We start from the raw sequence: 13,871 nt of genomic DNA on the forward strand, positions 1-13,871 counted from the left end.
CGGCAAAATGCGCAAGAGCCTTGGCAACAAACGCAACGTGATCAGCGACAAGCAGATCGACGCCATCACCCGGTGCTACGGGGCCTTGGCCGATGGAGGCAAGGAAGTCTTCACCATCGACGGCAAGAGCGAAGCACGGATGGTCAGCAAGGTGTTCCCCAACGCGCACTTCGGCTATCGCAAGATCACCGTGGAGCGCCCGCTGCAACTGAACTTCCGGGCGAGCGCCGAACGCGTTGCGCGGCTCGATGAAGTGAAAGCCTTCGCGAACCTGGCCAGCAGCAAGAAGGTGAAGAACGAAGCCGAACGTCTGAAGGAAATAGAAGCCGGAAAACAACGCCAGGAAGCCATCAAGCGCTTGCTCAGGCGACTACCTGCGGACAAGCTCTACATGGACCGCAAGACCTTCTTGGCCGAACTGAAGAAAGCGGCCAAAGTCGCGGACCTTAGCTTGGATGCTGCCGAGGTAAAAGCCATTGTGACCGCCTTGGGCGAGCGCGACCCCAAGGCTGCGGTGTGCACCGATGCCAAGGGCCGCCCCGAGCCCGATGCCGACCTGCGCGACACCGAGAGCGTGCCGCTGAGCGAGACCATCGAAGCCTACTTCCAGCGCGAGGTGTTGCCGCATGTGCCCGATGCCTGGGTGGACACCACCAAGACCAAGGTGGGCTATGAGGTGCCGTTGACGCGCGAGTTCTATGTGTACACCCCGCCGCGCGCGTTGGAAGAGATAGAGGGCGAGATCGCGGGCTTGGAGAAGGAGATATTGGGGATGCTGAAGGACATTACGGTATGAGCCCTCTGGATGATCTTGCGGAATTGCTGAAGGAGTTGCCGGGGGAAGACTTACCCCCGCGACCAGACCTTTTCTCCATCTCAGGTTATCCTCACTACGAGGATGTGCTGAGCAACTGGTATTCCTTCTTCATGGACCCTAGTGGGCTACACGGACTCGGTACAATGTTCCTTGATACGCTCGTGGATCTTGCGAATGCAGGGAAGAGGGTAAGGGTCGGCAAGAGCATGTCCATCAGAAGGGAGTTCACGACGGAGAAGGGGCTTGCTGTGGACATCATCGCACATGATGGAATTGAAGTCGACGGCCGAATCGGGGGCGCGGAGAATGCTGTGATCATCGAGAACAAGGTCTTCCATGTGCTCAACAATAACCTCGATGACTATTTGACCTCAGTTCCCAATGCAAAGAAGATCGGCATTGTGCTATGCCTAAAAGCAAGACCTGTGGGTCACCCGCAGTATGAATGCATCACTCATGCTGCACTTATGGAGGCTGTGGTCGCACAACTTCCGATAACCTACCCAATGCCGGAACCATACCGGCAGTACCTGATCGACCTGGAACAGAACATACACCTATTGACCGAGAACATGGAGATCACGGACGAAGTGAGATTCTACCTAGAGCATGCCGAGAGGATCCAACGTGTGATCGCCTTGGAAGGCAGTCTTCGCGTCTATCTGACCACGGCTTTGAATACGGCAGCTCAGGCAATGCAAATGCAGTTAACGCGCAACCCGGGTCGTTCTTGGTATATTTCCGTTCACCGCGAGGATCGCGCGTACGTGACCGTCCTGTTGGAGGACGCTTTTACCAAGGGAACAGAGCTGGTCATTGTTGTGGAGGTCCGCGATGAGCATGAATTGAAGAGCAGTGACACCCGATTGGACAGCATCAAAGGGGTTATCGGCACGGAACGTCAAGTCGTCCATAAGGTCGATCCAAATGGGAAGTGGATACAGTTCGCTCCCATTAGAATTCCACTTACGCGTGAACGTGGCTTTGATCTAAGCAAGACTATTGAGGAGCGGATCAAGACAGACCTTCTTCCCGTACTGGATGCAGCACGCTTGGCCTTTCCGCAATGAAGGGAAACGCAGCCACTAAACCCTCCGGCATCCCCTGGCTCGGGGAGGTGCCCCCGGATTGGGAGATGAAGAAAATCCGCTTCCTCTTCCGGTTCCAAAGTGGTGGCACCCCAAGCACTACGAACGAGGCATACTGGGAAGGAACGCTGCCTTGGGTGTCTGCAAAGGACATGAAGAAGATGTGGATCTCTGACACAGAAGACCACATATCGGAGCATGCTCTTACAGAGAGCGCGGCGAACACAGTACCACCGAACAGCCTTCTACTGCTTACGCGCTCTGGCATTCTGCAACACACGATCCCGGTCTGCGTGAACAGCCGACGAATGGCGATCAATCAGGATGTGAAGGGATGCATCCCTGTGGCTGATAATGTGGACGTGCGCTTCTGTGCGTATTTCATACACGGCTCACAAGAGCAACTGCTTCCGCTGTGGCGACAAGAAGGTGCAACCGTGGAAAGTCTGGAGTTCGAGACGGTCAAGAACACCGCCTTCGCCCTTCCCCCCCTCCCCGAACAACGCGCCATCGCGGCCTTTCTGGACGAGCGCACGGCGCGCATCGATGGGCTTATGGCGCGCAAGCAGCGGCTGGTGCAATTGCTTAAGGAGAAGCGCCAGGCCCTTATTACCCGCGCCGTTACGCGGGGCTTGGTTGCGAAAGTGAAGTTGAAGGAGAGCGGGGTGCCGTGGTTGGGGGAGGTGCCGGAGCATTGGGAGGTGAAGGATCTGAAACACATTATCGGCCCGATGGAACAGGGCTGGTCGCCACAATGCGACAACTACCCCGCCGACGAAAGTGAATGGGGTGTGCTTAAAGCGGGGTGCGTGAACGGCACCAGCTTGAACGAGATGGAGAACAAGCGGCTTCCCGATACCGAGGAGCCGATACCCGCGCTGGAGATCAAGCCCGGTGATATTCTCATGAGCCGTGCGAACACTGTGATCCGATCGGAAGTTGTGGATACGTGGACAAGGTTCGGCCGCGACTGATCCTTTGTGACAAGTTGTATCGCTTCCACGCATTACCCGGCGTGAGCAACGGACGCTACCTGGTACACTTCCTTCGGTCACGCGCAGGGCGCTCATACATGGAGCAGAACACATCCGGCGCAAGTGATTCCATGCAGAACATCGGACAGGATGTGGTGCGCAACATCGTGATGCCTTGCCCACCACTCAAGGAGCAAGAGACCATCGTTGCATACATCGAGTCATCGACCATCCGCATCGACGCGCTGATCACCAAGGTGGAGCAAGCGGTGTTGCGTTTGCAGGAGTACCGCACGGCGCTGATAAGCGCGGCGGTAACGGGGAAGGTGCGGGTGGCGACCAACACAATCGTATGACCACCACGGACTACAAGGAGTGGATGCAGCGTGCGTTCCTAAAAGTGGAAGCGGCGCTGAGCGAAGAGCTGATCACGCCAGCATCATTATGTATGACCGAGGATCACATCCGGTCGGCGTTGGTCCGTGGCTTGGCCGCAGCCATGCCCACACATGCACATCGTATTGACACCGAGAAGACAGTCAGTTGGACGAACAATCCTTGCTGGTTAGGCACTAACCGTGTTCCGGAACAAGGACGCCCCATTCAGCATGACGTTTTCATTGCGCCTCACGATGGTGACAACGGGCTCGCTTGCGAAGTGAAGTGGCTAAAGAACGAGAAGGCCGGCGAGGTCCTAAAGGACATCTGGAAGCTCGTGCTATCCAGAGGTATTGCCTCGGAGGGGAGCGCAATGCGCATCTATTTTCTTCTGGGTGGAGAGGGGGAACATTTCAGAGCAACGATCAATGCGCTGTACCACCATACCCCACGCATGGCCGATCTTTCGTGGCAGCGCACGGATCAAGCACTGCCCAACCCCAAGCGGCTCACCATGGCCAATTTGCTTGGAACAGCGAAGGGAAAGAATGCCGTCAGGGATCTACTAAAATGGGGTTCCCCTCCTACCTATCGAACGCCACCATCCTGTAGGAACGAGTTCTACACGGACACACGCGCTACATGGAGACGGCCTCTTGATGGACAAATCAAGAAGAAAGATGGCGGAGTGCTGGTTTGGAATGCCGCGCTCTGGGAGATCACGGCTTGGGGTTTAAGTACCCGCCCCGCATTGAACTGGACAGCGAAGCGCGATGCCATGTTAGCCCCTAGCCCCGACAGCAAGAGTACCGTGCGGCGCTGATCAGCGTGGCTGTCACAGTGAATATGCGGGTGGAGTGAGGTTTCCATCGTTGCATTTCGTTTTCGGAGACCTTGGAACTACCTTTTATCATGAGTACTACACATACCCCCAACAGTGAGCAGCTACCCCCTGGGACCACGTGTAAGCACCCCCATTTTAGGCGCAGCGGTTTGTAAAGGTACTTTTGAGTGTGGTGGTGTTGTGGATGTCCTGTTGAACTGTGGGGAAGTCCGCGCGTGAGCCTGTGTAGTGGGCAGGGAGTTGTCCACATTTCAACAGGAACGCACGGGGCGATAAGCGCAGCAACGACCTGTGCGGGCGCTGGTTGTTATAGCGCCACATCCACTCTTGCGTGATGGTGCGTACTTGGTCCAGGCGTTCGAAGATCCACGCATTGAGCACTTCGGTCCGGTACGTTTTGTTGAAGCGCTCGACCAAGCCGTTCTGCATGGGCATGCCCGGCTGGATGTAGGTGAAGGCGATCCCATTGGATGCGGCCCATTCCTGCATGGCGTGTGCGATGAACTCCGGGCCATTGTCCATGCGAAGGCGTTCGGGCTTACCACGCCAGGCGATCAGCTGGTCCAGCTCACGGATCACGCGTGCAGCAGGCAGAGAGGTGTCGACCGCTATGCACAAGGCTTCCCGGTTGAAGTCATCGATCACGTTGAAAGTGCGGTACTTGCGACCGGTCACCAGCGCATCGCTCATGAAGTCCATGCTCCAAGTGATGTTCGGGCCGATGGGCAGAACGATCGGGTCCTTCACCCGCTCGGGCACCCGGCGCTTCGTACGCCTGCGCAAGTGCAGGTCCGCCTCCTTGTAGAGCCTGTGCACCCGCTTGTGGTTGGCCCCGGTCCCCTCAGTGACCATCTGGTCGAAGGTCAGACCGAACCCCCATGTGGGGTTCTGATCCACCACTCGCATCATGTGCTCGATCACTTCCGCATCGTTCTTCTCCTTGGGCGCATAGCGATACACGCTCGCACTCAAGTTCAACAGCTTGCAGGCCCGGCGTTCGCTGTACTGGCGCTGTTCGACCAGTCGGCGCACGACCTCTCGTTTGTCGTCCGGGCCTACAACTTTCCCTCGATGATCTCCTTGAGCACCTGGCGGTCCATCTGGGCCTCGGTGTACATCTTCTCAAGGCGCGCATACTTGGCCTTCAGCTCCTTGAACTCCTTGAGCTGGTTGGCGTCCAGGCCGCTGTACTTGGCCTTCCACTGATAGAACGTCGGCTGGCTCACGCCATGCTCCCGGCACACGTCCGAAACCTTCTTGCCTGCCTCATGCTCGCGCAGCATCGCAATGATCTGCGTCTCGGTGAATCTGCTCTTTCTCATCCTGATCAAGTTTAGGTGGTTCTACTTCCACCTGCACCTGTTTCAGGGGGTGCTTACACACGGCCATCCTGGTTTTTGACACGAATGCGTACATCGACTTGGCAGAAACGTCCTCCATTGAGGAATGTCGACCCCGCGCTGACGCCATGCGCATCGCCGCCAACCAAAGAGGCGAAGCGATCTTTGCTAGTCCAACGGTCATCTGGGAACTGGTCGCCCATCTGGCCAATAAAGAAGACCGCAGCTACAATAGGAGCATGAAGGCCTTGGTCTTTCTCGCGCACCATGCGGCTGCATGGAGTGCAAACGACCACCGTCTGCAATGCGTGCCCTTCGGTTCGGCCTTGACCTGTCACGCGCTGTTCGGGAAAGCCGCAGAGAACGATACCCGCAATGCGCTAGCACTCTCCCAAATGGCCTACCATGCCAGGCTGCATGCGCCGGATCTCAGCGATAACGCCTTCGTGAAAAACGCCATGGAGTTCGCCGATCAGATGAATGAAAAAGAGCGGGCTTGGGTCATCAGTATGCAACGGCTTGGGTCCTTCAGTTCCTCCGCTGACCAGGGTGCCTTGCAGCGGTTCTTCGCAGATGAGCATTTCTTGCCCTTGTAGTGCCGCGACATTGTGGACCGTCACGCCGCATCCGTACCGACGGAACAGTCTGAAGCGGATGCGCAAGGCCGTAGCAGGTTCCTTCAAGAAAAGTTCGAAGCGAACTACAGGCTGCTCGCCGGACTGATAGGCAAGTTGCGCGCTCCTACAGGGATCAATGTCGAAAGCAAACGGAGGAAATGGTGGAACTTCATTTGGGACGAGGATCTGTGTTGGATGATCGGACCGGCCCATGCCATCGGTAAAGCCCCAGTGCGTTTCGTTACCACCGATGGAGCGTTCCATACTGCTGCGGCCGAAGCGAGCTGTACTGACCGCGTTATGACCCTTGCTTCGTACCTAACGGCAAGCGGCGGTGCCATAGGCGCCGAATAGTGCTCGGAGCCAATGCGAGCGCCAGTAAAAAGGGAAGGTGCGGGCGATACCTCCTCACCGTCGGCTGGACTTTCCTGAGGCCTACTGAACACACCGTGCGGGTCCATCGGAATATTCACCACTTTCATCATCCGCCCCCCCCCAACTCCATGAACCGATCCATACCGTTGCTCCTACTGTCTCTCATAGGTTACAACGCTCATTGTTTTGGGCAAACTTCTGCCTGTGTATCCAACGAGCTCATCGTCCAGTTCAGAAGTGGGGCACCGCTCTTGGGCGCCCAATGCGCCACTTGCACAGGCTTGGAGAGCGTGGACCGTCTGAACTCGGCAATGGGCATTGTGGCCATTGAGCGGATTGTTGCATCAAGGCCGCAGAACGAAATGAAAGCGAGGCCGGAAACGGATGGCCTCCTGCTGTTGCGCTATTCCACGGCCATCGATCCGGACAAAGCGATCGCGCAATACATGGCAACGGGGGAAGTGCAATTCGCCGAACCGAACTACCTGGCGCAAGGCAGCGCGCCACCACCAATAACACCGAATGACCCGCACCATTATCCGCGTCAATGGTCACACTTCAACGATGGAACCTTCAACGGGACCAGTGAGAACGACGCGGACATCGACATGCGCGAGGCATGGGAGATCACCACCGGATCGGTCGGGGTGGTTGCGGCCATCTTGGACTCAGGCTTCAAATTGGACCATCCTGACGTTGCGGGCCGGATATGGAACAACAGCGACGAGATCCCCGGGAACGGCATCGACGATGATGGGAACGGGAGGATCGATGATCACCAAGGTTGGGACTTCGTGAACAACGACAACAGTCCGATGGACGATCATGGCCATGGCACCAACGTGGCCGGGCTGCTCGGCGCTACAGGCAACAATGGTATCGGATATGCTGGCGTCGATTGGAACTGCAAACTGATGATCTGCAAGGTGCTGAACAGTTCCAATTCAGCCACGAGCGCGAACATGACTGCGGCGTTCTACTATGCTGTGGACAACGGCGCGGATGTGGTGAACATGTCGATCGGCGGTAGCGGGTTCTCAGCTGCCATGCAAACAGCCATCAACTATGCCTACGCCAACGACGTGGTCATCGTGGCTTGCATGATGAACTTCAACAACGCGGTGACCTACTACCCCGCAGGGTACAGCAACGTGATCGCCGTGGGCGCCACCGACACGAACGACGAACGCGTAGCGCCTTTCTTCTGGGACCCGACCAGCGGCAGCAACTTCGGTACCCACATAGACCTTGTAGCACCAGGCAACTACATGTACGGATTGAACTACTCGTCGAACACGAACTACAATTCGTACTGGGGTGGCACATCACAGGCGTCCCCCATTGTTTGCGGGGTTGCTGGATTGATCAAGGCACTTGATCCCACATTGGGAGCGGACAGCATCCGGAGCATCCTGATGGCCACGGCCGACGACCAAGTAGGCGACCCCGCTGAAGACACGCCAGGTTGGGACCAGTACCACGGTGCAGGCCGTTTGAACGCCTATGCCGCACTTGATCTGGTGCGGCAACGATTGCCGAAATCCGTGGCGATCAAAGTCTTCTTGGGCGGTCCATATGACACGGGAACAGCACTGATGCACGACAGCCTTCGGGCTGCCGGGCTTGTTCCATTGACGGAGCCGTATTCCTCCCTCGGCTATGTCTTCGAGGGTGAAAGCGGCCAAGCCATCTCACCAACCGTCCTTGCGGTACAAGGCAACAACGCCATCGTTGATTGGGTTGTGCTCGAACTTCGGCCTGGGGATGCCACTACCTCGATTACAGCCTCAGCAGCATGTCTGGTGCAACGCGATGGTGATGTAGTAGACCTCGACGGCTTTTCCGTACCCGGGATACATGCTCCGGAAGGGAATTACCATATCGCCATCAGGCACCGCAATCACCTAAGCGTTCTGAGCCCCGCCCCGAGTTCATTGTCGATGACCGGAACCCTGGTGCACGATTTCACGGCCGGCTCGGCCTTTGGGTCAGCCTCACAGATTGAGGTCTCCGGTATTCACGCGTTATGGCCTGGTAACACAAACGGCGATGGAGAAGTAAAGTACACGGGCGTGAACAACGACCGTGATGTAGTCCTTGTTGAATTGGGTGGAGTACTCCCGACCAATGTGGTTTCTGCCTATGACCGAAGTGATGTGAACTTGGATGGCCGGGTCAAGTACACCGGTATACACAACGACCGCGACCGGATCCTAGTCACGATCGGGGGAACACTACCGACAGCGGTGGTGCATGAGCAATTGCCTTAGTCGTGCAGGAGACTTCCTTGAGTGGAGCCTTTGGTCATTGAAGGAGTGTCGCACATGACATTGTAGGTGTCAAAGGTGCACGGCCCGGGTGGCAGCACCTTCCCATGTACTGGCAGCAACACCACGATGCAATTCTGGAAGGTGCCATGTGGAAGTGAAGCCCCATCCACTGAGGTGCGTTGGCAAGCACGTTGCGCGTGGTCCATCGAGCCGGTTCCGATGCGGGTACTTTTGCCTCATGTACTACCGCCGTCGCCTGCTCTTGGCCCTGCTGCAAGCTTTGGGCGGCCGCGCTGAGAAGATGCGCCTGCATAAGTTGCTGATGCTATACATGGTGCAGCGCGGCAAGGCGGACTATCACTTCGTGCCCTACCGCTTCGGTGCCTTCAGTTTCCAAGCCAATGCTGACCTGGTGGCGTGGACTACCCGCGGACTGATGGCCAACCACGAGCGGGAATGGGAACTGCTGGACAAGGAAGACCACTTGGCCGCACTGAGGCCCACCGACCGCAATGCGCTGGATGCACTGCTTGCCACTTACGGTGCTTTGGATCGCGAGGCGTTGGTGCGCGAGACCTACGTACGCTACCCCTACACGGCCTTGCGCAGCGAAATGGCGGCCCGTTTGCTGACCATTGCGCAGCAACAATCAGTTGTCCAAGCCCTGCCAGCGGCCGGACCGGAAGGCTTGTACACCATCGGTTACGAGGGTCTCGACCTGGACGCCTTCCTGAATAAGTTGCTGAAAGCGCACATCGCCGTGCTGTGCGATGTGCGGCGCAATGCCTTCAGCATGAAGTACGGGTTCAGCAAGAAGCAGCTGCAACATGCCTGCGCAGGCGTGGGGATCCGCTACGAGCACTTGCCCGATGTGGGCATCGCCAGCGATGAACGGCAGGAACTGAACACGCAGGCCGATCGCGATGCGCTCTTCGCACGCTACACGGAACGCACGCTATCGACCACCGCTAGTGCACAAGCGCACATAGCGGCATTGGTAGAACAGCATCGGCGTGTGGCCATTATGTGCTTCGAGCACGAGGTGGGTTGCTGCCACCGCAACGCCTTGTCCAAGGCCGTCGTGCAGCGCCCCGACTTCCACGGCCAACTCACGCATCTGTGAGCCATGGCGCGGATGCGGGTGCTCCTGACGGTGACAACCTACCCGCTGCCGAGCCGTAGCTACGATGAGTTGGTGTGCACCGCAGGTGTCTGCGAGGACGGCACATGGGTGCGCATCTACCCGGTGCCATTGAGCTTCCTCATGCAGATGAAACGCAGCGGCCGAATGCCGGTGCGCAAGTACACCTGGATAGAAGCCGACCTCGAACGCCGCAAGGATGACTTCCGGCCGGAAAGCCACTCGCCGGTGAACCGTGACTTCAACGCCATTGCCGTTGGCGAGCATATCGGCACTGAACGCGCGTGGGCTGAACGAAAGCACTTCTGCCTGCGAAAGGTGTACACCAGCATGGCGCAGCTCATTGCTGCAAGCCAGGAGCCCACCAACGTTTCGCTTGCCACGTTCAAGCCAGCACGGTTCATCAGTTTCGACGTTGAGAAGGATGAGCGCGACTGGAAACCGGTATGGAAGGATCTGCGACAGCAGTTGGACCTGTTCGCGGAGGGAGCTCAGGAAGAGCCCAAGGAGATGATCCCGAAGTTGCCCTACAAGTTCTACTACCGCTTCGTGGATTCCGACGGCAAGGAAAGCCGCATGATGATCGAGGATTGGGAGATCGGCCAGCTCTTCTGGAATTGCCTGCGGGACGCTGAAGGGAATGAAGAAGTGGCAGTAGCCAAAGTGCGCGCGAAATACGAGGGGGCCTTCCTCAAGGAGCATGACATCCACCTCTTTTTGGGCACCACCCAGAAGTTCCACGCCATGCGGGCTGCAAATCCCTTTGTGATCATCGGGGTGTTCTACCCGAAGCGGCTCGACCAGTTGGGCCTTTTTGAATAACCGCCGACGGCTACCTTGCTCGCATGACCAAGGTGACCAGCGAAACCATGTTCGAAGCGAACCTGGAAGACATCCTGCACGCCCGAAGCGGGTGGGAGAAACTGGCCAATACTGGATGGGACAAGGCGAACGCGTACTTCCCGGATGAAGTGGAGGGCTTCATACAAGCCACGCAAGGCGCATTGTGGCAGCAGATGGAAAAGCTGCACGGTGCAGAACTGAAGGCGAAGTTGCTGGACGCTCTGCTGAAAGACCTTGACCTGAAGGGCACCCTGCATGTGCTCAGACACGGCTTCAAGTTCTATGGCAAGCTCTTCCGGGTTGCCTACTTCAAACCCGCGCATGGCTTGAACCCGGAGGTATTGGCGCTGTACGCGAAGAACCGGTTGACCGTGACGCGGCAGGTGCTGTGCCATCCGGGCGATCGCAAAGAGATGGACCTCACCTTCTCCTTGAACGGTCTTCCGGTGGCCACCTGCGAACTGAAAAACCCCGGAACGCGTCAGACTTGGCACGACGCCGTGAAGCAGTACCGGGAGACCCGCGACCCGCGCGCACCGCTCTTCAGCTACCAGAAGCGCGCGCTCGTGCACTTCGCTGCCGATGTGGACGAAGTTCACATGACCACCAAGCTCGAACTGGAGAAGACGTTCTTCCTGCCGTTCAATCGGGGTAGCCACCCCGGTGAGGTGCAATGCGGGGCAGGCAATCCGGAGCACACAAGCGGGTACCGCACGGGCTACTTCTGGGAAGAGGTGTTGCAACGCGACAGTTTCCTGGACATTCTCGGCCACTTCATTTTCACCGAGCACAAGGAGGAGCAGGTGAACGAAGCCGGTGGCAAGAGCCGGATGGTGAAGAAGGAGACCGTGGTGTTCCCGCGCTATCATCAACTGGACGCCGTGCGAACGCTCATCAATGCGGCACGAGCACATGGCCCCGGCAGCAACTACCTGATCCAGCACAGCGCGGGCAGCGGCAAGACCAACAGCATAAGCTGGCTCGCTCACCGCTTGGCCAGTTTGCACAACGAGGGCGACGAGAAGGTGTATGACTGTGTAGTGGTGATAACCGACCGGCGCGTACTCGACCAGCAGTTGCAGGACGCCATCTACCAGATCGAACACGCACAAGGCGTGGTACAGGCCATTGACGACAACAGCAGGCAACTGGCCGAGGCGCTGGTGGACGGCACGAGCATCGTCATTACCACCCTGCAGAAGTTCCCGTGGGTGCTGAAGGGCCTGCTGAACCTCGCAGCCGGTGGCAACTATGATGGGTTATCGGAAACCGAGAAGCAGCTGGCCGCTGAACAAGCCGCCGTGTACGAGACCAAGATCAGCAAGCGCCGTTACGCGATCATAGTGGATGAAGCGCACAGCAGCCAAAGCGGCGATGCTGCCAAGGAACTCAAGGCGATCCTTGGCGCAGGCACAGCGGAGGAAGGCGAGGACATCAGCAGCGAGGACGTGCTCACGAAGGTGATGAGCGCCCGAGGAAAGCAGAAGAACTTGAGCTTCTTCGCGTTCACCGCGACCCCGAAGGGGAAAACCATCGAACTCTTCGGGAAGCCCATCCACCACTACAGCATGCGGCAGGCCATAGAGGAAGGGTTCATCCTCGATGTATTGCAGCACTACACCACCTACAACACGTACTACCGGTTGGTGAAGGCCATCGAGGACGACCCGAAGCTGCCGAAGAAAAAGGCCACCAAGCAGCTCGGCAAGTTCATGAGCCTGCATCCGCACAACATTGAGCAGAAGACCGAAGTGATGGTGGAGCACTTTCGTCTGCATGTAAAACACCTGCTCGGTGGCAAAGCCAAGGCAATGGTGGTCTGCGGTTCTCGTTTGCACGCCACGCGCTACTTCGAAGCTTTCCAGCGCTACATCAAGGAGCACGGTTATGCCGACGTGAACCCCATGGTGGCGTTCAGTGGCAAGGTGAAGGACCCGGTCAGTGGAGCAGAATACACCGAACCATCGCTGAACATCGACGTGGCGACAGGCCGATCGATCAGCGAAGCCCAACTACCCGAACGCTTCGATAGCCCTGACTACAATGTCCTGCTGGTGGCCAACAAGTACCAAACAGGCTTTGACCAACCCAAGCTGCACACTATGTACGTGGACAAGCGCTTGGACGGTGTACAAGCCGTGCAGACGCTCAGCCGGTTGAACCGGCGCTTTCCCGGGAAGGAGCATCCGTTCGTGCTGGACTTCGTGAACAGCGCGGACGATATCTACACGGCCTTCAAGCCCTTCTTCGATGTCACGCAATTGAAGGAAGAGTCGCGTCCGGAACAGCTCGAGGCATTGAAGCATGAATTGGACGGCATGCAGGTGTACCACTTGCACGAAGTGGAGGCCTATGCCGCCATCTATTACCAGCCCGAGCATCGTCACAAAAAGGCCGACCATGAGCGACTGGTCAAGCACATACAACCGGCCAAGGACCGCTTCAAGTCGTTGGAGAACGACGACCACCGGCAACACTTCAAGGACAAGCTGCAAGCCTATGTGAACTTATACGCGTTCATGAGCCAGATACTCCCGTGGGCCGATGCGGACCAGGAAAAGCTCTACTCCTTCGCACGTGAGCTACGCGCACACCTGCATATTGGAAAAGAAACGCGTTCAATGGACCCTACGAGCGATGTTAACCTTCGTTACTACCGCTTGGAGCGTTTGGGTACCGGGGCCATTGACCTCAAAACGGGCGACATCGTACCGATCGGTGGACCAACAGCGGTCGGCACGGGCAAGGAGGATGACCCTGAGGTACCCCTTTTCCACGATCGTGGGTGTCCTCAATGAGCGTTTCAGCACCGAGTTCACGGAAGCGGACCAGTTCTTTTTCGATCAAATACAAGCCGAGGCTGTAGAGGACCAACGAGTGATTGACACGGCTCTGGCCAACCCCGAGGACAAGTTCCTGCTTGGCATCCGTGAGATCATGGACAACCTGATGGTGCAGCGCATGGAGAAGAACGATCGCATCGTCACCAAATACTTGGACGATCAAGCCTTCAAGGACCTCGCTTTCAAGCTGATGGGAAAGGCACTCTATCAGCAAATCGTGGATCAAGCAAGGAAGTAGTCCGAGCTCCGCCTTACGGGATGTTGGACACCTACGGCATCATCTTGTCGCTCCGCGCAATTGAGCCCGAGCATTGAGCGTTCCATCGCCATACCTCACAACC

At 57.4% G+C, this 13,871-nt stretch carries 11 protein-coding genes and 1 pseudogene; 10 read left to right on the forward strand and 2 right to left on the reverse strand.

The annotated features are described in order from the left end of the window. Positions 1–7 precede the first annotated feature (7 nt). The 5 genes from IPJ76_00005 to IPJ76_00025 all read left to right on the forward strand — a co-directional run bounded on the left by IPJ76_00005 (position 8) and on the right by IPJ76_00025 (position 4,080). Positions 8–796: a hypothetical protein gene (locus IPJ76_00005; protein ID QQR86642.1), complete on the forward strand. Its 789-nt coding sequence runs from the start codon at positions 8–10 to the stop codon at positions 794–796. After that, on the forward strand, positions 793–1,887 hold the full coding sequence (locus IPJ76_00010) for a PD-(D/E)XK nuclease family protein (GenBank protein QQR86643.1): 1,095 nt from the start codon (positions 793–795) through the stop codon (positions 1,885–1,887). The genes IPJ76_00005 and IPJ76_00010 overlap by 4 nt, the downstream gene beginning before the upstream one ends. Positions 1,888–1,952: 65 nt before the next feature. Further along, the gene (locus IPJ76_00015) at positions 1,953–2,879 is read left to right on the forward strand and encodes a restriction endonuclease subunit S (protein ID QQR86644.1); all 927 of its coding nucleotides are present in this window, start codon (positions 1,953–1,955) and stop codon (positions 2,877–2,879) included. A 41-nt stretch (positions 2,880–2,920) separates the two neighbouring features. Next, positions 2,921–3,235: a hypothetical protein gene (locus IPJ76_00020; protein QQR86645.1), complete on the forward strand. Its 315-nt coding sequence runs from the start codon at positions 2,921–2,923 to the stop codon at positions 3,233–3,235. Next, the gene (locus IPJ76_00025) at positions 3,232–4,080 is read left to right on the forward strand and encodes a hypothetical protein (protein QQR86646.1); all 849 of its coding nucleotides are present in this window, start codon (positions 3,232–3,234) and stop codon (positions 4,078–4,080) included. Before IPJ76_00020 ends, IPJ76_00025 begins: the two co-directional genes overlap by 4 nt. A 156-nt stretch (positions 4,081–4,236) precedes the next feature. On the opposite strand, the gene IPJ76_00030 is transcribed toward IPJ76_00025, so the two are convergent. Beyond that, positions 4,237–5,133, reverse strand: coding sequence for an IS3 family transposase (locus IPJ76_00030; GenBank protein ID QQR86647.1), 897 nt, complete (start codon positions 5,131–5,133; stop codon positions 4,237–4,239). 23 nt (positions 5,134–5,156) lie between these two features. After that, positions 5,157–5,423 (reverse strand): transposase, encoded by a 267-nt coding sequence (locus IPJ76_00035; protein ID QQR86648.1) that lies wholly within the window; start codon positions 5,421–5,423, stop codon positions 5,157–5,159. 146 nt (positions 5,424–5,569) lie between these two features. Between IPJ76_00035 and IPJ76_00040 the strand changes: the two genes are divergently transcribed. The 5 genes and pseudogenes from IPJ76_00040 to IPJ76_00060 all read left to right on the forward strand — a co-directional run bounded on the left by IPJ76_00040 (position 5,570) and on the right by IPJ76_00060 (position 13,768). Next, complete coding sequence (locus IPJ76_00040; protein QQR86649.1) at positions 5,570–6,037, forward strand: hypothetical protein; 468 nt, start codon at positions 5,570–5,572, stop codon at positions 6,035–6,037. A 758-nt stretch (positions 6,038–6,795) separates the two neighbouring features. After that, the gene (locus IPJ76_00045) at positions 6,796–8,703 is read left to right on the forward strand and encodes a S8 family serine peptidase (GenBank protein ID QQR86650.1); all 1,908 of its coding nucleotides are present in this window, start codon (positions 6,796–6,798) and stop codon (positions 8,701–8,703) included. A 238-nt stretch (positions 8,704–8,941) separates the two neighbouring features. Next, positions 8,942–9,826 carry a DUF488 domain-containing protein gene (locus IPJ76_00050; GenBank protein QQR86651.1) on the forward strand — a complete coding sequence of 295 codons (885 nt, stop codon included), beginning with the start codon at positions 8,942–8,944 and terminating at the stop codon, positions 9,824–9,826. A 3-nt stretch (positions 9,827–9,829) separates the two neighbouring features. Continuing rightward, a complete protein-coding gene (locus tag IPJ76_00055; protein QQR86652.1) occupies positions 9,830–10,666 on the forward strand; it encodes a hypothetical protein in 837 nt (278 codons plus the stop codon). 23 nt (positions 10,667–10,689) lie between these two features. Then, a pseudogene (locus IPJ76_00060) lies at positions 10,690–13,768 on the forward strand (type I restriction endonuclease subunit R). Positions 13,769–13,871 lie beyond the last annotated feature (103 nt).

It is taken from the genome of Flavobacteriales bacterium, from assembly GCA_016699575.1.
In the GTDB taxonomy this organism is placed as follows: domain Bacteria; phylum Bacteroidota; class Bacteroidia; order Flavobacteriales_F; family PHOS-HE28; genus PHOS-HE28.

Bases quoted from the DNA above. Each gene is read 5' to 3' on its own strand.
- IPJ76_00005 (QQR86642.1), top strand. From the start codon at position 8: ATGCGCAAGAGCCTTGGCAACAAACGCAACGTGATCAGCGACAAGCAG.
- IPJ76_00010 (QQR86643.1), top strand. From the start codon at position 793: ATGAGCCCTCTGGATGATCTTGCGGAATTGCTGAAGGAGTTGCCGGGG.
- IPJ76_00015 (QQR86644.1), top strand. From the start codon at position 1,953: ATGAAGAAAATCCGCTTCCTCTTCCGGTTCCAAAGTGGTGGCACCCCA.
- IPJ76_00025 (QQR86646.1), top strand. From the start codon at position 3,232: ATGACCACCACGGACTACAAGGAGTGGATGCAGCGTGCGTTCCTAAAA.
- IPJ76_00035 (QQR86648.1), bottom strand. From the start codon at position 5,423: ATGAGAAAGAGCAGATTCACCGAGACGCAGATCATTGCGATGCTGCGC.
- IPJ76_00040 (QQR86649.1), top strand. From the start codon at position 5,570: ATGCGCATCGCCGCCAACCAAAGAGGCGAAGCGATCTTTGCTAGTCCA.
- IPJ76_00045 (QQR86650.1), top strand. From the start codon at position 6,796: ATGAAAGCGAGGCCGGAAACGGATGGCCTCCTGCTGTTGCGCTATTCC.
- IPJ76_00050 (QQR86651.1), top strand. From the start codon at position 8,942: ATGTACTACCGCCGTCGCCTGCTCTTGGCCCTGCTGCAAGCTTTGGGC.
- IPJ76_00055 (QQR86652.1), top strand. From the start codon at position 9,830: ATGGCGCGGATGCGGGTGCTCCTGACGGTGACAACCTACCCGCTGCCG.